The following is a 25934-nucleotide window of genomic DNA, read 5'->3' on the forward strand; positions in this document are numbered from 1 at the left end:
ATTTGAAAGAATCGGCCCTTTTTTTTTCCTTGTTTTTATTGAACGACGTAATTAACACTCAAATCAGCGCACAAATCAACACTTAAGCCAACGCTTACGCTTGTTACGCTCTCTTACAGATTTTCTGTCATCGTCCCTTTTTACCAAGCCGTTATAGGCCTGTGACTAGCACGACAATCATCTTAAAACTTTATGAGGGCACTATCATGAACAAGAAATTCATTCCTTTGTTATTGGCTGGTTTGCTGACAGGTTCCGTATTTGCACAAGGTGTCAGCAGCGATGTACAGCGCAATGTCAACCAGCAAACACGCATAGAAGACGGTTTGAAATCGGGTCAGTTGACGACCAAGGAAGCAGGCAAGCTGGAACGTGAGCAGGCTGCCGTTGCCCATGAAGAACACACTGCCTTGAAAGATGGCAAATTGAACCAGCAAGAGAAAACCAAAATCGACAGGATGCAGAATAAAGCCAGCGCTGATATCTATGCACAAAAGCACGATGCGCAGGTAGGCAACCCCAATTCAGTGTCCAGCAAGCGCATGCAGGCAGATGTGCAAAGAAACGTGAACCAGCAGCAGCGTGTGGAAAATGGTGTTAAGTCAGGTGAGTTGACCAACCATGAAGTGGCAAAGCTGGAAAAAGGCCAGGCAAAAGTGGATCATAAAGAAGCTGTCGCAGCCAAAAATGGTCATATCGGTGTAGCTGAACAACACAATATCCAGCATGCTGAAAACCACCAGTCCAAAAAAATTCACAAAGAAAAAACGGATGATCAGGTGCGTGGTTAATTAGTACAACGCGTCGTGTAAAAAAGCTGGCCTTCTCAGGAAGGTCAGCTTTTTTTAGGACTGGACACATGCCTGGACAGCAGGCAATAAAAAAGCCGCCACAAAAGTGGCGGCTCTTCAGCCTGAAAACAGGAGCGGGATTTATCCGCCTCTACGCATCATTTCAAAAAACTCTGCGTTGTTTTTCGTGGCTTTCATCTTGTCGAGGATGAACTCCATCGCTTCGATTTCGTCCATGCTATACAGCAATTTGCGCAAGATCCAGATCTTCTGCAACTGATCCGGCTTGATCAGCAATTCTTCACGACGGGTACCGGATTTGTTGAGGTTGATGGCTGGGTAGACGCGTTTTTCAGCAAGGCGGCGTTCCAGATGAACTTCCATATTGCCTGTGCCTTTGAATTCTTCATAGATCACATCATCCATACGGCTGCCGGTTTCGATCAGGGCAGTAGCGATGATGGTCAGTGAACCGCCTTCTTCTACATTACGTGCTGCACCGAAGAAGCGTTTTGGACGTTGCAGCGCATTGGCATCCACACCACCGGTCAATACCTTGCCGGAAGCAGGGATGACGGTATTGTAAGCACGTGCCAGGCGGGTGATGGAATCAAGCAGGATAACCACGTCTTTTTTCATTTCGACGAGGCGCTTGGCTTTTTCCAGCACCATTTCAGCAACCTGTACGTGACGTGTGGCTGGTTCATCGAAAGTCGAAGCAACCACTTCACCGCGTACTGAGCGCTGCATCTCGGTCACTTCTTCTGGACGTTCATCGATCAGCAAAACGATCAGGGTAACGTCAGGGTGATTGGTGGTAATCGCGTGTGCCACGTGTTGCAGCATGACGGATTTACCGGATTTTGGTGACGCTACCAGCAGGCCGCGTTGGCCACGACCGATAGGGGCAATCATGTCAATGATGCGGCCGGTGGTATTTTCTTCGCCGCGCATTTCGCGTTCGAGTGTCAATACCTTGTTCGGGTGCAGCGGCGTCAGGTTTTCAAACAGGATGCGGTGCTTGGAGGCTTCTGGCGATTCGCCGTTGACCTTGTCCACCTTCACCAGTGCAAAATAGCGCTCACCGTCTTTGGGAGTGCGTACTTCGCCTTCGATGGAATCGCCAGTATGCAGATTGAAACGGCGGATTTGCGAAGGCGAGATATAAATATCGTCAGTTGACGCCATGTAACTGGCATCGGGCGAGCGCAGGAAGCCAAAGCCATCAGGCAGGACTTCAAGGGCGCCATCGCCAAAAATTTGTTCGCCAGCTTTTGCACGTTTTTTTAGGATCGCGAACATCAATTCCTGCTTGCGCATACGCGCAGCGTTATCGATATCGAGTCCTATGGCCATTTCCAGCAATGCGGATACGTGTAAGGCCTTTAATTCAGATAGATGCATGGTGAGTGTCCCGGGATGGGATTATGGGGGTGGGGGAGTGAACGGAGGGACTACAGAATAAACGGGATAGAAAGAGGTTCTGTCTTGGTCTAAATTGGGTCTAAATTTGCTTTTGCCGGGTAACTTATAATTATCTGGGGCAAATGTCTCTAATGCTGACACCGTAAGCAATGTTGTTTGCTTACGGTGTGCCATGTTTCAGACCGTAATAATACCTTAAATATTACTGTCAATGAAAGATGTTAATTGGCCTTTTGCCAGCGCGCCAACTTTTTGTGCTGCCGCAGTACCATCCTTGAACAAAATCAGGGTAGGGATGCCACGGATACCAAATTTGGCTGGTACTGCCTGATTGGCATCGACGTCCATCTTGGCGATAACAATCTTGCCATTGTATTCTTTGGCTACTTCTTCAAGAATAGGGGCAATCATTTTGCAAGGCCCGCACCATTCAGCCCAGAAATCGACCAATACTGGTACGCTAGATTTTAATACGTCTGCTTCAAATGAAGCATCGCTTACATATTTGATGTTTTCGCTCATGGAATCCTCGTCGAGAGGGAAAAATTAAGGGGTAACAGCGCCACTGAATGTCGGTGATCGTCGGACTGCGCCGCATTCTGATTTGAATCTGGGGGCGATAGGCACTAATTCAATGGTGTTGAACAGTGCAACATCATGAAATGACCAACGAAGTGTCAGGCGTGGTTAGCTATGCATCAGATAATAACCTATTTTCAAAAAAAGTGTGATGCTTAAGGCCAAATTGCAAAGACAGTCGCATAGAATACTTGCTTAGCAGACAAATCCCACTTCCTTTCTATGTTGCTCCAGTCCGAACTGATACCCGCCACACCTGCATTCTGGCCGCAGGCAGCGCAAGCTTTTTTGCGCGCAGCCCGCCAAAATGCCTGGGCGCGCGAGCAGGGGCGCGATTTTTCTGGTGTCAGGGTGGTCGTACCTACCTATCAGCATGCCCACCTGTTCCTGAGAGCCATGGGTGCGCTGTTGCAGGGCAATTTCATCCCCCCACGTGTGCACACCCTGTTTGCCTTGCTGGAGATGCAGGCGCCTGATGCAGTGCAGCAAGAATCTGACGATGCCAGCGAAAGGCTGATGAGCCTGTATGCAGAATTGCGGCAACACCCATGGTTGAAGAAATTATTTGGCGCGCGCAGCAATACTGACTTGCTGCCCCTTGCACAAACCCTGCTGACGCTGTCAGACGAGCTGACGGCCGTTTTGCTGCCTGGTGTGGGTAAGGACAAGGGTAAACTCGAACGTGGCTGGCAGACCGCCCTGGCGCAATTGCCGACGCCTGCGCAGGCTTTGTTGTCGGAAGAGTCGCAACTGGTCTGGTCTGTCTGGCAAAGCCAGCTTGACGGTAATGACCCGCAGGTAAGACGTTACACGCAGTTATTGCAACTGGCCAGCCAGGCCACTGAGCCCATGGTCTGGATCAGCCCGACAGAAGCCAACCCCATGGAGCTGGGTTTTTTGCAGGCCTGGGCGAAGAAACAGGCCGTCCTGCAATTGACGCTGGACTGGCGCGCCCAGATGCTGCCGCAACCTTATTACCATGCCTGGCCAGGTTTGCAGGATGCTTCCAGCCCTGCCCAGCAGCAGGCGCTGACTGAATATGTCGATACTTCACATATACGTGTATGCCGTGCTGCCTCACTTGAAGATGAGGCAGTACAAGGCGCACAGACTATTATTGCCTGGCTGCAGGCCGGCAAGCAGAATGTGGCTGTGATTGCCCAGGACAGGGTCGTGTCACGCCGCATTCGTGCCTTGCTGGAACGTGCACAGGTCATGGTGGCTGATGAAACTGGCTGGAAATTATCCACCACCCGTGCTGCTGCTGCGATGGCTGCCTGGCTGGAAGTGGTCACTACGCGTGCAGATACCATGGCCTTGCTGGATTTTTTAAAGTCGCCATATTTGCAGTGGAAAGGCGCTGATGCAGAGCAAGATGACACTGCATCAGAAACGCAGGCATTGACTGGCGCAGATGAGGCCAAGGCTGATCTGGTCATGCGCATAGAAACCGTGCTGCGCCGGGCGAATATCCTGGGCGGCTGGGAGGCCGTGCTGGGCGCTTTAAGTGAGGCACGGGATACCGATCAGGCAAGGCGCTGGTTACGCATGATTGCCCGGCAGGCTGCCAATTTCAGTGGGCGTCATAATTTGTCTGAATGGAGCGAAATCAGTTTGCAGGCAATGTATGACTTGTCGATGTTTAATGCTTTTCAGGCGGATGCTGCGGGCGCGCAAATTATCCAGCTCCTGCAAAAAATGCAGAATGCCTGCAAAGATATGAAGGCCAGTTTTTCATTTGCCGAATGGCGCGCACTGATGAACCTGCAAATGGAGAGCACACCTTTCGTTTTTGCGCATAGCGACAAACGCGTCGTCATGCTGCCGCTTAACGGTGCGCGTCTGCGCCCCTTTGATGCTGTTTTGCTGGTCGGGGCGGATGCCGCGCACCTGCCTTCACAGGCGGCTGAAATCCTGTTTTTTGCGAATGCAGTCCGGCGCGAGTGCGGACTGGAAACGCGAGAATCAAGGCAGCGCCAGCAGTTGCGCGATTTTGCAGAATTATTGCTGTCCAATCCTGAAGTCGTATTGTCATGGCAGGGTAGCCTGAATGGCGAACATAATCCCGTCAGCCCGTGGATAGAGCAACTGGGGCTGAGTCTGGAAAGAACACAGCAAACAGCGCTGAAAGCGCAAGCCTTGTCGTTGCCGCTGCAAACCATGACGATGATTTCGCAGCAGATGCCCGCACCATCGGCGGGGGCATTGTTGCCACAGACTTTATCTGCCAGTGGCTATGCGAGTCTGGTAGTGTGCCCTTACCAGTTTTTTGCAGGACGCATGCTGGGCTTGAGCGCCATGGATGAACTGTCCGACATGCCGGAAAAACGGGATTATGGCGACTGGCTGCATGCCATTCTCAAACGTTTTCATGAAGAATTGAAAATAGCTGAGTCGGCCCAAAATAGGGTCCATAAAGAAGCGTTGCTGACGACAGTGTCTGAAGATTTTTTTGCCAACGTACTGCAAAAAAGCCCTGCGGCGCTCGCGTATAGCGTGCGCTGGCAAAAAGTGATTCCCGCTTATATTGCCTGGTTGCTGACGCATGAAGAGCAGGGCTGGCAATTCGACATGGGTGAAATCAAGGCAGAAAAAACACTGGAATGGCCGGGTGGACAAATCACCCTCAAAGGTCGTATAGACCGTATCGATAAAAGCCGTGATGGTGAATATGCGGTGCTGGACTATAAAACAAAAAATAACGTGGATTTACGCAAGCGCCTGAAAGAAGGGGAAGACCACCAATTGCCATTTTACGGATTGTTGACAGAGTTGCCGGTCAGTTCTGCCGCCTATGTCGCGCTGGAACTCAGTCAGGGCAAGGCAGGGCAGGCCGATGCCGATGATTTCGAGCGCTGGGTCAGTGAACTTGCACTTGCCATCAAGACCAGCATGGCCGCCATACAAAAGGACGCAGATTTGCCCGCACACGGTACAGAAAACAGTTGTCAGTATTGTGAAATGCGCGGCCTGTGCCGGAAAGGTGCCTGGTAATGACGGTCTCTGAATTTTCGGCACATGCTTATGAAATCAATGGCATGCCCAGCGATAGCCAGCATTTTACGCAAGCCGCCTGCGACCCTCGCCACAGTGTGGTAGTGGAAGCCTGTGCCGGTAGCGGGAAGACCTGGTTATTGGTGTCACGCATGCTGCGCCTGTTACTGGCCGGCGCTGAACCTGCAGAACTGCTGGCCATTACCTTTACCCGCAAGGCCGCGCAGGAAATGCGTGAACGCCTGATGGATTTACTGCATCAACTGGCACTCGCAGATATTGAACAGGTACAGCAATTGCTGAGCGAGCGGGGTGTCGACCAGGCTGATATGGCCCGGTTGGTGCCGGTCGCCCGTGGCTTATATGAAAAAGTATTGTCCAGCCCGCAATCGCTGTCCATGGATACTTTCCATAGCTGGTTCGGGCGCTTGTTGCAACTGGCCCCGTTGACGTCTGGCGTGCCACACGGCTTTAGCCTAGTCGAGGCCAGTGGCGATATACAGCGTGAGGCTTACGGCCAGTTGATGCAGATGATAGCCAAAGATGAACATGCAGAAATCAGGGAGGCACTATTATTTCTGTATGAGGCAGTTGGCGACTTCAATGCGCGCGAAATGCTAGACGCATTTCTTGATAAGCGTGCCGAATGGTGGGCCAGCAATCAGCATTCTGACGATGGAACACCACTGGACTGGTTACAGGATTTGTGTGGCCGTGACGCTCATACTGATGCCAGGTTAAGTCTGTGGGAAGATGCTGGCCTGTATCAGCGCATTGCATTGGTTGCCCGTGTTCTGGGGCAAGGTTCGAAACTGAATCAGGCCAATGCCGTGAAGATAGAGCAGGGTTTGACAGAGGGGCCGTCGCTGGACAGTTTCAATTTGCTGTGCAGTGGTTTCCAGGACAGCAAGGGTGGGGCGCGTTCGCACAACACCAAGGTCAAGGCACTCGTTACTTCAATAGAAAAACACCTGGGCACAGACCAGCTAAGTGCCTTTGAAGATGAATGCCTGGCGCTGAGCGAGGCTTTGGCCTTGCTGCAAAAACGTAGTACAGAAAAAATGGTGTTGCAGATCAATCAGGCTTTGTTCATCGTGGGTGCAGCCTATCTGGATTGCTATCAAAGCCTGAAGTCTGACCAGCGTGTGTTTGACTTTGCTGACCTTGAATGGCAAGCCTATCGCCTGTTAAGCAACGAAGAATACGCCGCTTACCTGCATAGTCGCCTGGATGCACGCTACAAGCATATTTTGCTTGATGAATTCCAGGACACCAATCCCTTGCAATGGGGTATTGTCCAGGCCTGGCTGGAAGCCTACGGGGATGATGCCTCCAAACCCAGTGTGTTTGTGGTTGGCGACCCCAAGCAATCGATCTACCGTTTCCGCCGTGCCGAACCACGGGTTTTTGTCGCTGCGAAGCACATGCTGGCGCAGCAGGGCGCAAAAGTATTGCGCACCAACCAGACCCGCAGAAACGCACCAGCCATCGTTGATCTTCTTAACCAAAGCATGCGCGGCAACCCCTTGTTTTCAGCGCAGACTACGGCGTCTGATGGACAGGGTGAAGTCTGGCGGCTACCCTTGATTTCAAATGTGGTACTGCCTGAAGACGCTGAAAGCGAAGCGGTTGAAGCTGCTGGCGCGACATCCCGCTTCCCATTGCGCAATTCATTGACGACACCGCTGGAAGAAATGGAAAACCAGCAGCGCTATGAAGAAGGGCGTCAGCTTGCACAGGCGCTGCTGGCTCTGCGCGAGCAGCAAGGCGCCGATGATTTTCGCTGGAGTGAGGTCATGCTGCTGGTCAAGCGGCGTACACATTTGTCGGCCTATGAAAAGGCTTTGCGTGAAGCCGGTATCCCTTTTGTTTCCAGTCGTCGCGGTGGTTTGCTCGATGCCCTGGAAGTGCTTGATTTGATTGCCTTGCTGAATTTTCTGATGACGCCCGGTGATAACCGTGCGCTGGCGCATGTATTGAAATCTCCCATCATTGGCGCCTCAGATGAAGAGTTGATCGCGCTTGCCCAGCGTGAAGAAGCGACGTGGTGGAAGCGCTTGCAGGCCATTGCTTCGCATGATACTTATCCATGTTTGCAGCGCGCTGCCAATCTGCTCAGGCAGTGGATGGATGCTTCTCATTATTTGCCAGTGCATGATTTGCTTGACCGGGTTTTGCACCAGGGTGAAGTGTTGCCCCGTTACGCCCAATGTGTATCAGCCGCACAGCGTGCACAAGTGACAGGGAATATCCATAGCTTTACTGAACTGGCCCTGAATCTTGATGGTGGCCGCTACCCCAGTCTGCCGAAGTTTATTGCTGCCTTAAGCGCCTTGCGACGCGGTGGCGATAGTGATGCACCTGATGAATCAGCCGTCGACAGCGCCGCTGATGCCGTGCGGATTTTGACAATACACAGTGCCAAAGGCCTGGAAGCAAAAATCGTCGTCATGCTGGATGCAAATCATAGCGAGTCAGTCAAGGACAAAACTGGCGTGCTGTGCATGTGGCCCTTGCAAAAGGATGAAAAAAGGCATTTTTCTGTATTCGGTAAAAAAGACCAGCGTGGTGCCGCCAGAGACGCCCTGTTTTTACAGGAAGAAATGCAGGCCGCCCAGGAAAACTGGAATTTGCTGTATGTGGCCATCACGCGCGCCAAGCAGATATTACTGGTCAGCGGTGTTGTCAGTGGCAAAAAGCAACATACGCCGAGCTGGTATGGCTATCTGGAGAATGCCAGGGAATTGCATACCGAAAATATGAGCATTGTCACTGGTCAAGCCGATGAAGTGCTGTTTAATATGGCGGTATATGACCCCCCACAACTACCCGCCGTCGTGGTGGCAGTGGAAGATTCCAGTGACGAACAACTGGAAGGTATTGCCCTGCATACCCTGATGGAGCGTTTGAGCAATAACGCGAAGACCTGGCCTTATATTTTGCCTGAAGTGGAAACTATCGCAGCCTGGTTGCCATGTTCAAGTACGATTGCGCAAACCATACGAAAACAGGCTGAAAATATTTTAAGTAATACGCAATTGCAAAAATTCTACGATCCGTCCGGTTTTTTGTATGCGCGTAATGAGATGGATTTGCTGGTCGAGCAAAAGCTGTTGCGACTGGACAGGTTGGTAGTTTTTGCCGATGCGGTCTGGATACTGGACTACAAGCGCCAGCTACTGCCAGGGCAGGAAGCGGGCTATCGTTCACAATTATTTGCCTATGCAGAAGCCTTAAAGCAGGTATTCTTTAACAAAAGCATACACGCTGCCCTTATTTTAAGCGATGGGCGGCTGGTAGAACTGCTATGAGAGAAAATTTGCTCGTATAATAAACGGCTGAACTTGCTGTACCTAACCATATAGACACGATGATTTCCGAATTCGAATTGCTTGCAGAAAAAGTGACACGGCTCGCCGAGCTGGCACATGCCTTACGCAGTGAAAATGCAGGATTGCGTAATGATCTGGCGTCGATGACGACGCAAAATGCAGATTTACAGCAACGCATGCGTCAGGCGCATGACCGTGTGGCCGCCTTGCTGGCCCAATTGCCAGCCGAAGTGCTCAATGACAAGGAAGCCGCATGAGCGACGTAAAACTGATACAGGTCGATGTTTCCATCATGGGCCAAAGCTATAAATTAAGCTGCAAGGAGGGTGAAGACCGGGCCTTGCGTGAGGCCGCCGCCTATCTTGACGGCAAGATGACTACTATCCGCGACGCGGCCAAGGTCAAGGGCAATGACAGGATAGCGGTGATGGCTGCATTGAGCATGACCACCGAACTGTTGGCCACCAAGTCACCGGAAGGCCCCTTGTCCGGAATGTCGCTGGCAGAAGTGAAGCAGAAAATCAACAACATGCATGAAACCATGGACCATGCGCTGACGCCACAAGAAAAACTATTCTGATTTGCGGACTTATTAGTTAATTTAATCAAAATAACTGGCGGCATGGGGGTATTTAGGGGTACACTTTAATTCCCTGCCGTGTTCGCCAATGTCATATATTCCTTGAACCATTTATGTGCATAGGCTGTGGAACATTGTTCGATAGGTGTGAGCGTCGCTAGTCCGATGAACCCGAAATTGAACTGACCGTGGCCAACTTGAACCGCCCAGGTTCAGGATGCCGGCATAGCGGCATCGGTGGGGGCTTTATTCAGAAACGGCTGTCATTTTCATGACAGCCGTTTTTTTACGTCTGCATGATCTGTCTGCATTTTCTATTGATAAATGTGCGACAATTTCCTTTTGACTTTTCAAATATTGTCCTATGGCATATTGGTTAATGAAGTCTGAGCCTGACGAGATCAGCATTGACGATGTACTGGCTATCGACAGCATCCCCTGGTTTGGCGTGCGCAACTACCAGGCACGCAATTTCATGCGCGATGGTATGCGCGTCGGTGATGGCGTATTGTTCTACCACTCGAGTTGCCCGGAGCCTGGCATAGCCGGTCTGGCTGAGGTCGTCAGTACTGCTTATCCCGATCACACCCAGTTTGAAAAAGACAGCAAATACTTTGACCCCAAGGCAACGCAGGAAAATCCACGCTGGATGATGGTGGATATCAAGGCCAAACGCAAGACACGCCTGTTAAGCCTGGCAGAACTGCGGACTTATCCTGAGCTGGAGACGATGACCGTTCTGCAAAAAGGCAGCCGTTTGTCAATTACCCCCGTTACTGCGCCAGAATGGCGTTTCATACAGAAGCTGCTGGAGAAAAAAGTTTGAGATTCTTACCGCGTCCGTCTCTTTGTCCCACGGCCTCTGCTGAAGCCAGCGCGCCACTGGCCGCCGCCCGTTTCATCAAGGAAATAGGGCGCGGCAAGGATGGCGCACGCAGCATGTCGCAAACCGATGCCGCTATGCTGTACACGGCCATGCTGGAAGGGCGCGTGTCGGATCTGGAAATGGGCGGCATCCTGCTTTCCATGCGCATCAAGGGCGAGTCGATCGAAGAAATAGCCGGTTTCATGGAAGCTGCGCAGCCATTTATCATGCCCATGCGGACACCAGTTGATTCGCGCTTTGCACCAGTTGTCATTCCCACCTATAACGGCGCGCGCAAGAAAGCCAACCTGACTGCCTTGCTGGCCTTGTTGCTGGCGCGGCATGGTGTACCGGTACTGGTTCATGGTGTCGCCACCGATGCGGGCAGGGTGGCAACAGCCGAGATATTTCAGGCGCTGGATATGCCTGCCGTTGCAACGGCAGAACAGGTACTGGAGCAGATGCAGCAAGGCTTACCTGCTTTCATGACGATTGATGTATTGTCGCCTGCGATGGCACATTTACTGAGCCTGCGCCGCATACTGGGGGTACGCAACTCTACCCATACGCTGGTAAAACTATTGCAGCCTTTTGACAAGCCAGCCCTGCGCCTCAGTTCTTACACGCATCCGGAATATTTCTTAATGCTGCAGGATTATTTTAGCCGCTGCGCGCCTCCAGCATCTGGCGATGTATTTTTGATGCGTGGTACTGAAGGTGAAACCGTAGCAAGTACCGGACGGGCCCAGCAAATTGATTGGTTCCACCAGGGAGAATGTACAACTTTACTGGAAACCCAGCCCGCTTTGGGCGAGGTTGCCGCCATGCCTGAATCAATAAATGCTATCAGTACGGCATCATGGATCAAGGCCGTCATGGCAGGTGAGGTGGCAATTCCTGAAAATATTGCTGTGCAGGTAGCGCATTGCATGGCTGTTGCCGAAAAATTGCGTCAGAGACTATAAGCCGGATTTGCCATGGAGCCAGATTTGAAGATAGCAGATCAGCGTAACGACCCACAATTTCAAAAAGCACTGGCCTTCATCAATCAAATTGGCATTGCTGTCATTGAATGCGAACTGACACACCAGACTTTTTTGCCCGGCCTTGATCTGGGGCCTGGCTGCATTTATGTGGACTATGGCAGGCTATTGTACCCGGGCGATATTTTGCATGAAGCGGGACATCTTGCCGTCACGCCCGCAGCGCAGCGCGCACTGATAGGCAGTGCGCAGATAAGCGAAGACTGGCCTACCCAGGGTGAAGAAATCGGTGCTATCTTATGGTCATATGCAGCTGCAATGGAACTGGGTTTGCCGCTGGAATATATTTTTCATGCGGATGGCTACAAAGATGATTCAGCCTGGCTGACAGAAAATTTCCAGTCAGGGAATTTCATAGGGTTGCCGTTTCTGGAATGGGCCGGGCTGGCATTGGGAGAAGCACGTGCCAGCAAGGAAGCCAAGCCCGCTTTTCCCGCCATGCTGCAATGGATACGTAATTAATTCAAATCCACAAATCACAAATAAAAAACGCCGGATAAATATCCGGCGTTTTTTTGACTAACAATCAAAGCAAATCAAATCAATGATCAGAAGTTGGCTTTGAATTGCACGCCATAGGCGCGTGGCTCATTCAAGATACCTGTCAGGTTATTGAAGTCAATCGCAGCAATGACTTGTTGCTTGTTGGTGATGTTGCGACCATACGCAGCCAGTTCATATTTGCCATCTGCCCACATATAACCCACGCGCACGCCACCTTCCAGCAAGGATTTTGCTTTGTATTCCTTGGCTTCATACAAGAACATATTGTAGGTGTCTTTGTAAGACCAGTCGGTATTGGCATACAGGGTGCCTTCGCCGATTTGTGTGGAGTAACGCAGCGAGAAGTTACCTACCCATTTCGGTGCGCGTGGCAATGGATTACCGCCGATCAGCACAGTGCCAGCAACCGGGCCTGCAGGGTTGGTGACTGTACAGCCGTTACCGCAAGGTGCGACGAATAATTTGCCGTCCCTGATTTCGGTGTCGTTGTAGCTGAGGCCCAAAGTGGTTTTCCAGTTACGGCTCAGGTTGGCTTGCAAATCCATTTCAAAGCCCTGACCAACGGCTTTGTCTGCATTCACCAGTTTGTTCTGGTTCACGCCGCCGCTACCTGCAGTCAATTGCAAATCCTTGGCTGTGTACTGGAAAACAGTTGCGCTGATACGTGCGGTGTTGTCCAAGATATCTTTCTTGATACCGGCTTCAAAGGACAGGTTCTTTTCTGAATTGGCGACCGAGATGCTGTCACCGAACAGAACGCGACCCTGGATACTCGGTGCGCGATAGCCGGTGGCAATACGGGCAAATACGGAAGTCGCTTTGTCCAGTGTGTAGTTGGCGCCGATATCCCAGCTGATATTGGTTGCTGATGGATTGGCTCTCAACACTGGTGTGCCTGGTGTGCCAAAGGCTGTACCTGGTGTCCATGTGCGTTGCGCGTCAAAATCTTTTCTGTCGCTGGTATAGCGCAAGCCACCACGCAATTTGAACTGATCAGTAACGGCATAGTTCAAGGTACCGAAAGCGGCCCATGACTTTGCATTTTGATGTTGAACTGCGTAACCATCTTGTGGGTTACCTGGTGCCAGGGAATTGAAATCGAAGCTGTCAACTTGCAGTTCTTCGCTGAAATAATACAGACCGGCGATCCATTGCAAAGGATCTTTGGTATTCGATTCAACACGGAATTCTTGTGTGATCTGTTTCAGGCTAGGCAAGCCATCAGCGGTTTCCGAAGGGAAGGGGATAAAGCCCGGGCCCATGGTAGACGCGAACGATGCGCCATAGCCACCATCAACGTCAGCACGGCTATAGAATTTTGCCTTGTCATAAGCAGTAATGGAATGCAAGCTCATGCCTGGCAGTTCCCAGCGCAGGCGCAAACTGCCACCTGAAGATTGCAGTGTCTGCTTGTTCAGGCCATCCGTTGGATAGGTGGAGTAATCAAAGCCCGGCACCAGTTCATTTGTGCCTTTTTGTATGATATTGGCGCGGAACAACGTGGCATTGCCCGACATATCACGACCGTGTAAATTCACGAGCGCGCTGAAATCGCCATTCTTATACGAGAATTGCAAGCGTGCCGCGTTGTCGCGATAACCTTCGAGATTTTTCTCGCCAGTAGGACGTGGATTGGTGACGCGGTCGTCACGCGTCTGGGATTGACCAGAAAAGCGCATTGCCCAGTCGTCACTCAAAGGAACGTTGACCGCACCTTCAATATTGACCGCCTTGTTATTACCGAAGCCGATATTGCCATAGCCTTCAAAACGACGGGTAGGCTTGGCAGAGTCAAACTTCAATACACCGGCAGGGGAATTGCGGCCAAACAGCGTGCCTTGTGGGCCGCGCAAAATTTCGACCTGATCAACGTCAAATACCGGGAAGCCTTTCAACATCGGGCTTTCCTGCACGACATCATCATAGACCAGACCGACTGGTTGCGATGCATTCAGATCGAAATCGGTATTGCCCAGGCCGCGGATATAAAAACGCGGGAAAGAACGACCAAAGTCGGATTCCACATTCAGGCTGGGCACGCGTGCTGCCAGGAAACGAATATCCTGACCACTGGCATTATAGGTATCGAGCGCTTCGCCTTTGATTGCCGAAATCGACATTGGGACTTCTTTGATGTTTTCAGCACGGCGGTTAGCTGTGACGATAACAGTTTCCAATTGTGTGGAATCATTTTTTGAAGCGTCCGGCTTGGCTGCTTGCGCCCAGGCGGCCTGCATAGGAAAAGCAGCAGCGACCGCCAAAGCGATGACGCTCAGGCTGACGCCTTTATGCAGTTGCTGAGAAATAGTTTTGCGCATGTTAAGTTCCCAAAGAGATGTTAATCGACGGTGTTCTGAAATGGTGCTTTGCACCATCCCTGAAATGGGGCGTGGCGAAATTAAAAGTTCACTACAAGCATCTTCGCAATCGTTTGCGTAATCGTTTGCGTGGCTGCAAAACGGTTATCTCTCTTGGCAGCAAACAAGTCAAGAATTACTTATTTTGGCGAAAGTAATTGCCGCATTTTCTTGGAATGTGTTGCATATATCAAACAGCCGTATTGCTGTTTGGAATTTATGACAAATGCATCGTATTTGTGCGTCTGGAATTTTCAGCCGCATTTATCCCGGTTTGAAAATGGAAAATGAGCGGAAGATTTTCAGAAATGCAGTTTTACTTGCAAAATAATTTTGCAAATAGTGACCGTTTTTAACGACTTTTTTTGGGGATATTTAAGGTCTGGATATATCAGGAGAGGATCGGTAACATTTTGAAATATTTGTCATAATTCTAGAGCTAAATCTTTTATCTTTTTATCGTCAAATTTTTATCGGGCCGAGTAGATTTTTCTGGCGATTGAATTGCAATAAAAGCATGTTCATTTGTATGAATTGATCAGTTTTTTTTTGCAAAACTCACTGTTCACATTGTCTCATTTAAAAACCTGCGTACTTTTTCTTGCGCCTTTTCACGGTCTTTTTTTTATGCGATTTGATTGAAGCAAAAAAAAGCGAGCATGGATTTTTTGTTCTTCTAGTGATCACCTGAAAAATCTGCCAAGTGTATTTATGCAGCATGTAGCGCCATTGGACTGGCAAATCACAGGCATTCTCATTTTTTCTTGCGGCATAGATGAAACGCATGTTTTTCAACTATTTTTTCTGCATTGCAGCAGGGTTCAGAAACTTCCTTAAATGACCTGCTTCACGCCATTGCTGGCACCACCAATATAATCGTGATCAGCGGCAAGAAGACTTGACAGCGCAAACGCGTTGCCAAGTCATTTAAGCAATGAAATTGGCTTTTCATTCATGTGCGCTTTCAGGCACTGTAATAGCCTTCCTGATCGAGATCGGCAAGCATGCCTGGGCCTTCGGGCTTCCAGCCTAATAACTCCCGTGTACGCAAACTGGAGGCAGCCATATTTGCACCCGCCATTTTGGCAAACCAGCCAAAGTGATCTGCATCCCGCGATTCGACTGGCAAGCCAAGGTGCTGGCCTATCATTTCCGCGATTGCTTTGAAAGAAATACTCTCATCTGCGATAGCATGGTAGACCGCTTCGGTCACTCCTTGTTCAAGCGCAAGGCAATAGACACGCGCCGCATCTTGTCGGTACACGCCAGACCAGCAGTTCTGGCCCTCATCGAGGTAGGCCGAGACACCTTTTTCTTTTGCCAGGCGGATCAGCAGGGGCACGAAACCATAGTCACCAAGGCCGTGAACCGATGGTGCCAGCCGGACTGTTGCTGCCCGTATGCCTCGCTCCGCCAATGCGCGGGCGCTAGGTTCCGATTTGCGTGGAGAACCCGGACTGGGCAGGTCCAGCTCGCTTGCCCCACGTTCCATTCCCAGCAGACCTGAGGTGACGATCAGCGGACGGCTTGACCCTTCCAGGGCGCTTCCCAATGCTGCAATGACACGGCTATCCTGTTCGCAATTTTCGATGAACTTTGAAAAGTCATGGTTGAATGCGGTGTGGATGACGGCGTCGGCCCTGGCGGCGACAGTACGCAGGACGTCAAGATCGTCGAGCGTGGCAAGCACCACTTTCGCGCCCGCCGTAGCGAGCGCTGCTGTTTTTTCGGCAGAACGGGCAAGCCCCGTCACCTGATGACCCGCGGCTATCAATTCCTGAACTACGGCAGAGCCTACCCATCCGGTTGCCCCGGTTACAAATACGTGCATGTTAAATCTCCTAAATGAATAATGGTTCGTGTAAATTTATCTACCTAGCCAGACCGACAACTCAACGTCTTCGCCAAAGGGCAGGGACAGGTAGCCACTTCCGGGTGAGCGTATATACGCCAGATAATCCGGGCTGTAGTCCGCATTGTCGGCGATGATCAATGCGCCGGGGCGCAAGCGACTTTCGACCAGCATCAGGATGTCGGTATACAGCGCCTTGGCACCATCCAGCAATAACAGGTCGACAGACTCTGGAAGATCAATCGCCAGTGTTTTCAGTGCATCACCTTCGCGGATCTCGACCAGATCAGCCACGCCGCCTTCGTTCAGATGCGCGCGTGCCTGCACCACCTTGGTGGGCTCAAACTCGCTGCTGATCAAATGGCCGCCACCGTTATCGCGCAGTGCTGCGGCCAGGTGCAAAGTAGAAATGCCAAAGGAGGTGCCAAATTCGACAATATTGCGTGCATTGCTGCTGCGTGCCAGCATGTAAAGCAATGCGCCTGTCTCGCGTGAAACCGGGAGCCAGAGGTCTTTCAGAAGACCATAGAAATTCAGATATTCTGTCTTGCTATGCATGAGCCGTTCACGTTCTTCGCGTGAGATGCTGGCGATTGCCGGGCTGGTCGCTGCATCGGCTTGCCTGAACAGGCGATCAAGCAAGGGGGCAAGCGGGGTGGAAGTAAGTGTTGTAGTCATAGGTATTTCCGATGTTAATTGGTGCCAGGTGACACTTGAATAAAATGCGATGAATCAATCGCATTGAGAGAAATAATACGACTAATTATTCGCGTTGACTATTCGCATTGGGATTCGCATTCGCACATATGCCAGTCCACACCGTAAGTCCTTGATTTTAGGAGGGAATTCCAGCAATGGCCAAGCATAAATGAGGCTAGGGGGCGTACCTGTTCGTGTTAGATTCAGGTTGCGGTGAATAAAATTGCATTGCTTGCAATAATTCGGTTTTTTAGCAGTGCTTGAGTAGGAGCCCGGCTCGGGTTAAGATGCGACTGATTCATCGCATAATGACAAGATGGATTGCTGTCTCCCTATTATTGCTGCTGAAGCTTCTGAATTCTTAATCCACTATGACTACCCGCCGCCGTCCTCAGGTTTCATCCAGAAAACAACCACAACAGGCTCGCTCGACCGAGCTTGTAACGGCGATCCTGCAAGCCGCAGTTCAGGTTTTGGCGCAAGAAGGGGCGACGCGCTTTACCACCGCGAGAGTGGCCGAGAAGGCGGGTGTCAGCGTTGGTTCTGTCTATCAATATTTTCCGAACAAGGCAGCCATCCTTTTTCAACTGCAAGCCGAAGAGTGGCAACAGACCACCGAGATGCAGCGCCGTATTTTAGAAGATGCCAGAAAGCCGCCATTTGATCGCCTGCGCATGCTGGTTCATGCCTTTATCAAATCAGAGTGTGAAGAAGCCGAAATGCGTCTGGCCCTGAACGATGCTGCCCCGCTTTATCGTGATGCACCGGAGGCGCAACAAATCAGGGCATCAGCAGACCGGACAGTCGACATATTCATGGAAGAAGTATTGCCCAAGACATCTGTGGCCAAGCGTGCACTTGCGGGTGATTTAATTATGACGACCTTGAGTACTGTGGGCAGCAGTTTTTCAGGGACGCGCCGTACGCAGGCAGAAATCAAGATCTATGCTGATGCCATGGCAGATATGTTTTGCGCTTATCTGAAAGGCCTTCAGGAATCAGGTAACGGGTAAGACGGGGTGTAAGAATTGCCACTTTCTTAAAGTGACGAAAGGGGTTTTGAGAATTCCAATGCATATAGAGTGAAATCAAATCGGCTGGCCATACGCTACAATCTCGCCTGAATTTCAGAAAGCCTATGCTATGAGCAAACAATTTGATCTTGCCGTGATCGGTGCTGGTGCCGCCGGTTTAATGTGTGCCGCTGTTGCGGGGCAACGGGGCAAGCGAGTGGTATTAATTGACCATGCCAGTCGTCTGGCAGAAAAAATCCGTATCTCTGGCGGCGGACGCTGTAATTTCACTAACCTGCATGCGACGCCGAATAACTTTCTCTCTGAAAATCCACATTTTTGCAAGAGTGCTTTGTCTCGTTACACACCACAGGATTTTCTCGGTTTGATGAAGCAGTATCAGATAGCCTGGCACGAAAAACACAAAGGCCAGCTATTTTGTGATGACAGTGCAGAAGACATCATCGCCATGCTGAAGGCCGAGTGTAACAAGGGTAAGGTAAGCTGGCGCATGCCATGTCAAGTCGAAGAACTGGAACAAATTGACAATGGTTTCTCTATCCGTACCGATGGGCAGGAAATCAATGCAAGCAATGTCGTGATCGCTACTGGTGGCTTGTCCATACCCAAAATAGGGGCGACGGATTTCGCTTATAAAATCGCCCGCCAGTTCGGTCTCAAAATCATAGAACCACGCCCGGCACTCGTGCCACTAACTTTTGATGCCAAAGCCTGGGAGCCATTCGTGCCTCTGTCTGGCATTTCCCTGGAAGTGGATATAGAAACCGGCGAAAAAAAGAACAAAGCAGTGTTTCGCGAAGATTTGCTGTTTACGCATCGTGGCTTGTCCGGGCCGGCCGTGTTGCAGATTTCCAGCTTTTGGCAGCCAGGACAGGCATTGCGCATCAATCTTTTGCCTGAAGTGAATGTTGCACAGGATCTGGTGAATAACAAAACTACAATCAAGAAGAACCTCGCCAATCATTTGTCACAATACCTGCCTGCGCGGTTGGTAGATGGCTTGTTGACGGCGCATGGCTTTCCCGGTGACGCGCGGGTCGCCGACATGCCCGACAAGCGTTTGCGCCTGATAGGCGAAAGGCTGAATCGCTGGGAATTGATACCCAATGGTTCTGAAGGCTATCGCAAGGCTGAGGTGACGCGCGGCGGTGTCGATACCCGTGAATTGTCGCAGCAAAGCATGATGGCCAATAAAGTGCCGGGTTTGTACTTTATAGGCGAATCCGTCGATGTGACGGGGTGGCTGGGCGGTTATAACTTTCAGTGGGCCTGGGCCTCAGGTTCGGCGGCAGGCCTGGCCATTTAACTCATCCATATAGAGACGGCGTTGTTGTTTTGTGGTTTTAGCCGTACCGGGAGGCAGTATTTTGAAAAATCATTTATTTTCTGAAGACACGGCACAGGTTTTTTAATATACTCCGCCCTCGAATGCTTTTTTCCAGTTTGGAACTGGGCATAAATCAGACACAGAACCAGAAGTACTTAAGTTTTTGCGCAAGTTTTAGTCAACTTCCTTCCATTAATTTAATTTTCCTGTTAATATCTCGGTCTTCCTATAATCTTTCCATGGTTTGAACTTACATGACCACAATTCGCCTTAAAGAAAACGAGCCGTTCGAAGTCGCCATGCGCCGCTTCAAGCGCACTATCGAAAAGACCGGTCTGTTGACCGAATTGCGCGCTCGCGAGTTCTACGAGAAGCCAACAGCAGAACGCAAACGCAAGTTGGCTGCCGCTGTCAAGCGTCACTACAAACGTATTCGTAGTCAGCAATTGCCTAAGAAGATGTACTAATCCAGTTGTTGTGTCTGGCAATTTGTTGGATGCAACGCGGTTCAGTTCATTATCTGCTTAGGTTTGCATGCCCGCTCCGGTCAGCCGCAGCGGGCTTTGTTGTCTTTGTCGCGGGCATTATATTGCCTGGGTTTTACATGGATTTGCGCACGTATTTTTATGTGATTTTCATGCAAAATATATCATTTGAATAATCAGGGGTAGGCTATGAGTTTGAAAGAGCAAATTACGGACGACATGAAGGCTGCCATGCGCGCCAAAGAAACAGTCAAGCTGGGTACTATCCGCTTGCTGACGGCTGCGATGAAGCAAAAAGAAGTGGATGAGCGCGTCGAGCTTGATGATGGCATGGTATTGGCCATCATAGAAAAAATGCTCAAGCAGCGTAAAGATTCAATCACCCAGTTTGAGGCGGGTGGTCGTCAGGATTTGGCAGATATAGAAAAAGCTGAGCTGGCAGTCTTGTCTGTCTATATGCCAGCGGCAATGTCTGATGATGAAGTGCAGGCTGCTGTCGCTGCTGCCGTAGCAGAAACTGGTGCTGCCGGCCCGCAAGACATGCGCAAAGTGATTGATGTATTGAAAGCAAAACTGGCGGGCCGTGCCGATATGGGCAAGGTATCTGGTCTGGTCAAGGCTGCTTTGGCCAAATAACAGGCATTCGCCTATGTCATTTGCTGGCATCCTGCCTTGATACCACAAAGCTTTATACAGGATTTACTGGCCCGCGTTGATATTGTCGACGTGGTGGGTAAATACGTACAGTTGAAAAAGGGTGGCGCAAACTACATGGGTTTGTGCCCCTTTCATAACGAGAAATCCCCCAGTTTTACCGTCAGCCCGACCAAGCAGTTTTATCACTGTTTTGGTTGCGGGGCGCATGGCAGTTCCATCGGTTTCCTGATGGAATATTCCGGCCTCAGCTATGTCGATGCGATACGCGATCTGGCGCAAAACAATGGCATGATCGTGCCGGAAGAAGACCGGCTGTTGCCTGCGCAACGTGCCGAAGTCACGGCAAAAAGCCTGGCCCTGTCTGAAGTCATGACCAAGGCTGGTGAATACTATAAGCAACAACTGCGCACCGCCCCACAGGCCATCGCTTATCTGAAGAAGCGTGGTTTGACTGGTGAAATCGCGGCGCGCTTTGGTCTTGGTTTTTCGCCTGATGCCTGGGATGGTTTGCGCAGTGTATTCACTGACTACAATATACCTGCCCTGGTTGAGGCTGGTCTGGTGATTGATAAAAGTGAAGAAGAGGGTGGTGGCCGCAAGCGTTATGACCGCTTCCGCGACCGCGTCATGTTCCCGATACGCAATACCAAGGGCCAGGTGATTGGTTTTGGCGGGCGCATCATGGACCAAGGCGAACCCAAGTATCTGAATTCACCAGAAACACCGTTGTTCCAGAAAGGCCTGGAATTGTACGGTTTGTTTGAGGCCCGACAATCGATTCGTGAAGCAGGCTATGTACTTGTCACGGAAGGTTATATGGATGTGGTGGCGCTGGCACAGATGGGTTTTCCGCAGGCAGTGGCAACTCTTGGTACTGCCTGTACGCCGACCCATGTACAAAAACTGTTGCGCCAGACCGATCATGTCGTGTTCAGTTTTGATGGCGACAGCGCTGGCCGCCGGGCCGCAAGGCGTGCGCTGGATGCCTGCCTGCCGCACGCGAATGACGACAAGGTCATCAAGTTTCTGTTTTTGCCGACGGAACACGACCCTGACAGTTATGTGCGTGAATTTGGTGCCGACGCATTTGAGCAGGAAATCCATGACGCCATGCCTTTATCGCAATTTTTCATGCGCGAAACAATTGGCGACAATGATTTGACGACCGCGGAAGGGCGTGCCAGGACCCAATTTGACGCCAAGCCATTGTTGCAAGCCATGCAACCATCAGGTTTGCGCTTGCAACTGGTGCGCAATCTGGCGCAGGTAACACAGACCACGCCGGCAGAGATTGAAACCATGTTCGATTTAAGCCAGCCTGTAGCACGGCACAAGGTGGCCCCACCAAAATCCAGGCGCAGCGCGCCGGTTGGTCTGGAGCGGCAAATTATCCGTATATTGGTCGCGCACCCATCATTGGCCATCATGCTGGATGACGGAGTGCTGGCCGATGCGGCAACATTGGCACCTGACGGGGCAGATATGCTGGGGCAATTGGTAAGCATTGCGCAAAGCATGGGTGAAACTGCCCAATTTGCTGCTTTGGCTGAGCAGTTGCGGGCAGCCGGCTCAGATTTTGATGCCTTGATTGCTGAAGTGGCTGAGCAGACCGAGACAGAGCTGGACATGGTCAGGCTGGAACTGGCCGGCGCCATACGGCAGATTCGGCTACAGGTATTGCGTTCTGAGATGGAAGCTTTGGCGGCGCGCGGTTTGCGCGAAGCTGCAGATGTGGCACGTTATCGCGAAATCATGCAATTGCAAGAGCAGCTTCGCCAGCAGGCTATGGCCGAAGCTGCAAATCGTTAATTTTCTGACATTCTTGTTTTCAAGAAATCCATGGTGCGACCTGAAAGCAGGGCTGACCTCTTCCTGGCACTTGTGTTTGCAGGGTTTGCCCACAACTTGGATAGCAGGAAAACCGGAAAATACCCGTTTTGCTAAAAAATTTAGCAAATTATTGTGGTTATTATTGCCACAAACTGTATGCGAAGTCGCCTGACCTGCCTATTTTTTATTCAGTAAATCGCTATATGGCACAGTCTTGGGCTAGAGTAAAGTACGCTGGCGTGTTATAATTAAAGGCTTTCGATTCAAGGTCTTAGGTTGTTTCATTCTGGGCAAAGCTCATGGCATTTGCGTGGAATGTGTTGTTTAGGTGAGTGTAATGCTCCTCCGAGTAACCCAAAACACTGGCGCTGAGACTCGGGAAGTCTGAAACAAACAAGAGTTTGCTCTGCGATGCAGATCGACAGATCTGGGTGGCAGCGCATTTTCTTTTTGTGAAATCAATACAGGCGACTTCCTCAGTTCCGGATGGTTTGATTCAATGGCTAACGCAATGAAGAAACCCGCGAAAACCCTGACGTCCAATACGGTTAAAAAAGCCGTGGCAGCAGCGCCCAAAAAAGCGCCAGCCGCAGCTTTGGCAAAAACGGCTAAGACCGTTGCCAGCATGGCAGCAAGTGCTGGCAGTAAGGCAAAGACGATGGTGCAGGTTAAACCGCTCGCTGTTAAGGGCGTCAAAACCATGGCTGTCGAATCTGGTGCACGCAGTGCGAGCAGTAAAGCCCTTGGCTCTCATACAGCCGAGCAAAAAGGGGTTGCGAAAGACGTTAAAGCGCCTAAAGTGATAAAGACTTCAGTTGCGGCAAGTGTGGTCAAGGCGAAGCAGGCAACGGATAAAGCAACATTGAAAACGGCAGCAAAAGCCAAAGATCTGGATAGCCTCAAATCCGGTTCTGCGACAAAAACGGCTGGTAAGGAAGTGAGCCGCAAGAATGCAAAGTCACCGGCAAAAAATGAGATGAAGCCTGCAGAAGTGGCAAATTCTCAAGCAGGTGGAAAAATCAAAAGTGCAGCAGCAGTCAGGCCTCAGCTAGAACCAGTATCCGTATCATCGAAAGCTTCTGTGACAATTAACAAAACCGATTCAAAGACAGTGACTAAGCCAACCAAGAATTCAGCAAAAGCTGCACCAGAGGTGCAGGAAATCAAGACCGGTTCTGCGCCAACCGTCAGTCAGACGACCGATGCCGCAGTACTGGCCGCCATCGACACTTCCGGTTATGTATTGCCCGGTGTGAAGGTGCCTGGCCGTCGTGGTCGCAAGCCGAAAGAATACCAGCCGGAAAATGAAGAAATCGCCGCGCTGAATGCGGTAGAGCGCGCAGAGATGAAGGCAATCGACAAGGCGAAGGCGAAAGATCGTAAAGCCAAAGAGAAAGCCTTGCTGAAAGATGCTTTCTCTTCCGACCCTGAGGCTACCGAAGAAGAACTGGAGCGCCGTCGTCAGAAGCTGAAAACGCTGATCAAGCTCGGTAAAGACCGCGGCTATCTGACCTTTGCCGAAATCAATGATCACTTGCCGGAAAACGTTGTTGATCCGGAAGCCATTGAAGGCATCATCGGTACCTTCAATGACATGGGTGTGGCTGTCTACGAACAGGCACCGGACGCTGAAACCTTATTGTTGTCGGATAACGTCGTTACTGTAACGACCGATGATGATGAAGTTGAAGCGGCTGCGGAAGCTGCGTTGTCCACGGTCGACTCTGATTTTGGTCGCACCACTGACCCTGTTCGCATGTATATGCGTGAAATGGGCTCGGTTGAGTTGCTGACGCGCGAAGGCGAAATCGTCATTGCGAAGAAAATCGAAGAAGGCCTGAAAGACATGATACAGGCGATTTCTGCCTGTCCAACCACGATCGCTGAAATCCTCGCTGCGGCTGACCGTATTGCGGCTGATGAAATCAAGATTGACGAAATCGTCGATGGTCTGGTTGACCCGAATGCGTCTGAAGAAACCGCACCAGTGGTTGCCGTTGTCGTTGAAGAAGAAACTGAAGACGAAGAAGACGACGAAGAAGAAGATGAAGAAGAAGATGATGACGGTGGTGCTGCTGGCGCTGCTGCCATCTCTGCTGAGCAGCTTGAACAGTTGAAGCGTGATTCCCTGGCAAAATTCGAAATCATTTCAACGAATTTTGACAAGATGCGCAAGTCTTTTGAAAAAGAAGGCTATAACTCCAAGTCTTATATCAAGGCGCAGGAAGCGATTTCCAGCGAATTGCTGGGCATACGCTTTACCGCAAAAGTCGTTGAAAAATTGTGTGACACCTTGCGTGGCCAGGTTGATGAAGTCCGCCATGTGGAAAAGCAGATTCTTGAAGTGGTTGTCAATCGTTGCGGGATGCCACGTTCACATTTCATCAAGGTCTTCCCAGGTAATGAAACCAATCTGACCTGGGTAGAAGGTGAAGTGAATTCCGGCCATTCGTATAGTGCGATTTTGGGACGGAATATTCCTTCCGTTCAGCAGTTGCAACAAAAACTGATCGACTTGCAGGCACGCGTTGTGCTGCCTTTGCCAGATCTGCGCAACATCAATAAAAAGATGTCTGCCGGTGAAATGAAGGCACGCAAGGCCAAGCGCGAAATGACCGAGGCCAACTTGCGTCTGGTGATTTCTATCGCCAAGAAATACACCAACCGTGGTTTGCAATTCCTGGATCTGATCCAGGAAGGCAATATTGGTTTGATGAAGGCCGTCGACAAGTTTGAATACCGCCGCGGTTATAAATTCTCTACCTATGCAACATGGTGGATACGCCAGGCGATTACCCGTTCCATCGCTGATCAGGCGCGCACGATACGTATTCCTGTGCACATGATAGAAACGATCAATAAAATGAATCGTATCTCCCGTCAGATTTTGCAGGAAACCGGGGTAGAACCCGATCCGGCAACACTGGCGATCAAAATGGAAATGCCGGAAGATAAAATTCGCAAGATCATGAAGATTGCGAAAGAGCCGATTTCCATGGAAACACCGATAGGCGACGATGATGATTCCCATCTGGGCGATTTCATCGAAGACAATCACACACTGGCACCTGCTGATGCGGCCTTGCATGCTTCTATGCGCAATGTCGTCAAGGATGTGCTGGATTCACTGACCCCGCGTGAAGCAAAAGTATTGCGCATGCGTTTTGGTGTGGAGATGTCGACTGACCATACTTTGGAAGAAGTGGGTAAACAGTTTGACGTCACCAGGGAGCGTATTCGCCAGATAGAAGCCAAGGCTTTGCGTAAATTACGCCATCCTTCGCGTTCTGATAAGCTGAAGAGCTTCCTAGAAGGTAATTAATGTTGTACAATGGGCGTCGGTTTTTCGGTGCCCATTCAATTGATATTGTGCTGAGTTGTTAGTTTGTTGGCACAGTATTTTGCAGGTGGCAGCATCGGGCTTTTCCTGCAGACCTGAAGTATTTTTCCAATCCTGGATTATCCTCAGATTAAAGCAGGCAGAGCTTGCAGAAAGAATTGGGCCTCTAGCTCATGTTGGTTAGAGCAGCGGACTCATAATCCGTTGGTACCGTGTTCGACTCACGGGAGGCCCACCATA

20 protein-coding genes, 1 tRNA gene and 1 other RNA gene are annotated in these 25934 nt (G+C 50.6%); 16 read left to right on the plus strand and 6 right to left on the minus strand.

Going from position 1 to position 25934, the window contains the following annotated elements:
- Window positions 1–206: 206 nt before the first annotated feature.
- Window positions 207–791, plus strand: a complete 585-nt coding sequence (locus ACO0LH_RS24120; protein ID WP_422943693.1) for a hypothetical protein — start codon at window positions 207–209, stop codon at window positions 789–791.
- Window positions 792–932: 141 nt separating this feature from the next.
- On the opposite strand, the gene rho is transcribed toward ACO0LH_RS24120, so the two are convergent.
- On the minus strand, window positions 933–2195 hold the full coding sequence (rho, locus tag ACO0LH_RS24125; protein ID WP_162040410.1) for a transcription termination factor Rho: 1263 nt from the start codon (window positions 2193–2195) through the stop codon (window positions 933–935).
- Window positions 2196–2411: 216 nt separating this feature from the next.
- Window positions 2412–2738 (minus strand): thioredoxin TrxA, encoded by a 327-nt coding sequence (gene trxA / locus ACO0LH_RS24130; protein ID WP_422943694.1) that lies wholly within the window; start codon window positions 2736–2738, stop codon window positions 2412–2414.
- Window positions 2739–3017: 279 nt separating this feature from the next.
- Between trxA and ACO0LH_RS24135 the strand changes: the two genes are divergently transcribed.
- The 8 genes from ACO0LH_RS24135 (at window position 3018) to ACO0LH_RS24170 (ending at window position 12071) form a co-directional block, all read left to right on the plus strand.
- Window positions 3018–5789, plus strand: coding sequence for a PD-(D/E)XK nuclease family protein (locus ACO0LH_RS24135; protein WP_422943695.1), 2772 nt, complete (start codon window positions 3018–3020; stop codon window positions 5787–5789).
- On the plus strand, window positions 5789–9100 hold the full coding sequence (locus ACO0LH_RS24140) for a UvrD-helicase domain-containing protein (RefSeq protein WP_422943696.1): 3312 nt from the start codon (window positions 5789–5791) through the stop codon (window positions 9098–9100). Before ACO0LH_RS24135 ends, ACO0LH_RS24140 begins: the two co-directional genes overlap by 1 nt.
- Before the next feature lie 59 nt (window positions 9101–9159).
- Window positions 9160–9378 carry a DUF904 domain-containing protein gene (locus ACO0LH_RS24145; protein ID WP_422943697.1) on the plus strand — a complete coding sequence of 73 codons (219 nt, stop codon included), beginning with the start codon at window positions 9160–9162 and terminating at the stop codon, window positions 9376–9378.
- Between the two features lie 11 nt (window positions 9379–9389).
- The gene (locus ACO0LH_RS24150) at window positions 9390–9701 is read left to right on the plus strand and encodes a cell division protein ZapA (RefSeq protein WP_422943792.1); all 312 of its coding nucleotides are present in this window, start codon (window positions 9390–9392) and stop codon (window positions 9699–9701) included.
- A gap of 67 nt (window positions 9702–9768) precedes the next feature.
- Window positions 9769–9949: non-coding RNA, 6S RNA (ssrS, locus tag ACO0LH_RS24155), on the plus strand.
- 116 nt (window positions 9950–10065) lie between these two features.
- The gene (locus tag ACO0LH_RS24160) at window positions 10066–10527 is read left to right on the plus strand and encodes an EVE domain-containing protein (protein ID WP_422943698.1); all 462 of its coding nucleotides are present in this window, start codon (window positions 10066–10068) and stop codon (window positions 10525–10527) included.
- Window positions 10524–11531, plus strand: a complete 1008-nt coding sequence (gene ybiB / locus ACO0LH_RS24165; RefSeq protein ID WP_422943699.1) for a DNA-binding protein YbiB — start codon at window positions 10524–10526, stop codon at window positions 11529–11531. The genes ACO0LH_RS24160 and ybiB overlap by 4 nt, the downstream gene beginning before the upstream one ends.
- 12 nt (window positions 11532–11543) lie before the next feature.
- Entirely contained in the window at window positions 11544–12071 is a 528-nt protein-coding gene (locus ACO0LH_RS24170; RefSeq protein WP_422943700.1) for a hypothetical protein, read from the plus strand.
- 86 nt (window positions 12072–12157) lie between these two features.
- On the opposite strand, the gene ACO0LH_RS24175 is transcribed toward ACO0LH_RS24170, so the two are convergent.
- The 4 genes from ACO0LH_RS24175 to ACO0LH_RS24190 form a co-directional block, all read right to left on the minus strand.
- Complete coding sequence (locus ACO0LH_RS24175) at window positions 12158–14431, minus strand: TonB-dependent receptor (protein ID WP_422943701.1); 2274 nt, start codon at window positions 14429–14431, stop codon at window positions 12158–12160.
- A gap of 618 nt (window positions 14432–15049) precedes the next feature.
- On the minus strand, window positions 15050–15256 hold the full coding sequence (locus ACO0LH_RS24180) for a hypothetical protein (RefSeq protein WP_422943702.1): 207 nt from the start codon (window positions 15254–15256) through the stop codon (window positions 15050–15052).
- Between the two features lie 178 nt (window positions 15257–15434).
- Window positions 15435–16301: an SDR family oxidoreductase gene (locus tag ACO0LH_RS24185; protein ID WP_422943703.1), complete on the minus strand. Its 867-nt coding sequence runs from the start codon at window positions 16299–16301 to the stop codon at window positions 15435–15437.
- 36 nt (window positions 16302–16337) lie between these two features.
- Complete coding sequence (locus ACO0LH_RS24190; RefSeq protein WP_422943704.1) at window positions 16338–17000, minus strand: O-methyltransferase; 663 nt, start codon at window positions 16998–17000, stop codon at window positions 16338–16340.
- 392 nt (window positions 17001–17392) lie between these two features.
- Between ACO0LH_RS24190 and ACO0LH_RS24195 the strand changes: the two genes are divergently transcribed.
- From ACO0LH_RS24195 to ACO0LH_RS24225, 7 genes are all read left to right on the plus strand, one after another.
- Window positions 17393–18034 (plus strand): TetR family transcriptional regulator, encoded by a 642-nt coding sequence (locus ACO0LH_RS24195; protein WP_422943705.1) that lies wholly within the window; start codon window positions 17393–17395, stop codon window positions 18032–18034.
- 130 nt (window positions 18035–18164) lie between these two features.
- Window positions 18165–19361, plus strand: a complete 1197-nt coding sequence (locus ACO0LH_RS24200; protein ID WP_422943706.1) for an NAD(P)/FAD-dependent oxidoreductase — start codon at window positions 18165–18167, stop codon at window positions 19359–19361.
- A 275-nt stretch (window positions 19362–19636) separates the two neighbouring features.
- Window positions 19637–19849 carry a 30S ribosomal protein S21 gene (gene rpsU / locus ACO0LH_RS24205; protein WP_005877634.1) on the plus strand — a complete coding sequence of 71 codons (213 nt, stop codon included), beginning with the start codon at window positions 19637–19639 and terminating at the stop codon, window positions 19847–19849.
- Window positions 19850–20056: 207 nt separating this feature from the next.
- Window positions 20057–20503 carry a GatB/YqeY domain-containing protein gene (locus ACO0LH_RS24210; protein ID WP_422943707.1) on the plus strand — a complete coding sequence of 149 codons (447 nt, stop codon included), beginning with the start codon at window positions 20057–20059 and terminating at the stop codon, window positions 20501–20503.
- 36 nt (window positions 20504–20539) lie between these two features.
- The gene (gene dnaG / locus ACO0LH_RS24215; RefSeq protein WP_422943708.1) at window positions 20540–22333 is read left to right on the plus strand and encodes a DNA primase; all 1794 of its coding nucleotides are present in this window, start codon (window positions 20540–20542) and stop codon (window positions 22331–22333) included.
- Between the two features lie 679 nt (window positions 22334–23012).
- On the plus strand, window positions 23013–25676 hold the full coding sequence (gene rpoD / locus ACO0LH_RS24220; protein WP_422943793.1) for an RNA polymerase sigma factor RpoD: 2664 nt from the start codon (window positions 23013–23015) through the stop codon (window positions 25674–25676).
- A gap of 178 nt (window positions 25677–25854) precedes the next feature.
- Window positions 25855–25932 (plus strand) — tRNA-Ile (locus ACO0LH_RS24225).
- The last annotated feature ends 2 nt before the right edge of the window (window positions 25933–25934 follow it).

The sequence above is a fragment of the Undibacterium sp. TJN19 genome, from assembly GCF_049339485.1.
GTDB lineage: Bacteria > Pseudomonadota > Gammaproteobacteria > Burkholderiales > Burkholderiaceae_D > Undibacterium.

Bases quoted from the DNA above. Each gene is read 5' to 3' on its own strand.
- rpsU (WP_005877634.1), top strand. From the start codon at position 19,637: ATGACCACAATTCGCCTTAAAGAAAACGAGCCGTTCGAAGTCGCCATG.
- rho (WP_162040410.1), bottom strand. From the start codon at position 2,195: ATGCATCTATCTGAATTAAAGGCCTTACACGTATCCGCATTGCTGGAA.
- ACO0LH_RS24120 (WP_422943693.1), top strand. From the start codon at position 207: ATGAACAAGAAATTCATTCCTTTGTTATTGGCTGGTTTGCTGACAGGT.
- ACO0LH_RS24185 (WP_422943703.1), bottom strand. From the start codon at position 16,301: ATGCACGTATTTGTAACCGGGGCAACCGGATGGGTAGGCTCTGCCGTA.
- ACO0LH_RS24140 (WP_422943696.1), top strand. From the start codon at position 5,789: ATGACGGTCTCTGAATTTTCGGCACATGCTTATGAAATCAATGGCATG.
- ACO0LH_RS24210 (WP_422943707.1), top strand. From the start codon at position 20,057: ATGAGTTTGAAAGAGCAAATTACGGACGACATGAAGGCTGCCATGCGC.
- ACO0LH_RS24145 (WP_422943697.1), top strand. From the start codon at position 9,160: ATGATTTCCGAATTCGAATTGCTTGCAGAAAAAGTGACACGGCTCGCC.
- trxA (WP_422943694.1), bottom strand. From the start codon at position 2,738: ATGAGCGAAAACATCAAATATGTAAGCGATGCTTCATTTGAAGCAGAC.
- ACO0LH_RS24195 (WP_422943705.1), top strand. From the start codon at position 17,393: ATGACTACCCGCCGCCGTCCTCAGGTTTCATCCAGAAAACAACCACAA.
- ACO0LH_RS24190 (WP_422943704.1), bottom strand. From the start codon at position 17,000: ATGACTACAACACTTACTTCCACCCCGCTTGCCCCCTTGCTTGATCGC.
- ACO0LH_RS24200 (WP_422943706.1), top strand. From the start codon at position 18,165: ATGAGCAAACAATTTGATCTTGCCGTGATCGGTGCTGGTGCCGCCGGT.
- ACO0LH_RS24180 (WP_422943702.1), bottom strand. From the start codon at position 15,256: ATGCGTTTCATCTATGCCGCAAGAAAAAATGAGAATGCCTGTGATTTG.
- ACO0LH_RS24160 (WP_422943698.1), top strand. From the start codon at position 10,066: ATGGCATATTGGTTAATGAAGTCTGAGCCTGACGAGATCAGCATTGAC.
- rpoD (WP_422943793.1), top strand. From the start codon at position 23,013: ATGGTGCAGGTTAAACCGCTCGCTGTTAAGGGCGTCAAAACCATGGCT.
- ACO0LH_RS24135 (WP_422943695.1), top strand. From the start codon at position 3,018: ATGTTGCTCCAGTCCGAACTGATACCCGCCACACCTGCATTCTGGCCG.
- ACO0LH_RS24170 (WP_422943700.1), top strand. From the start codon at position 11,544: ATGGAGCCAGATTTGAAGATAGCAGATCAGCGTAACGACCCACAATTT.
- ACO0LH_RS24175 (WP_422943701.1), bottom strand. From the start codon at position 14,431: ATGCGCAAAACTATTTCTCAGCAACTGCATAAAGGCGTCAGCCTGAGC.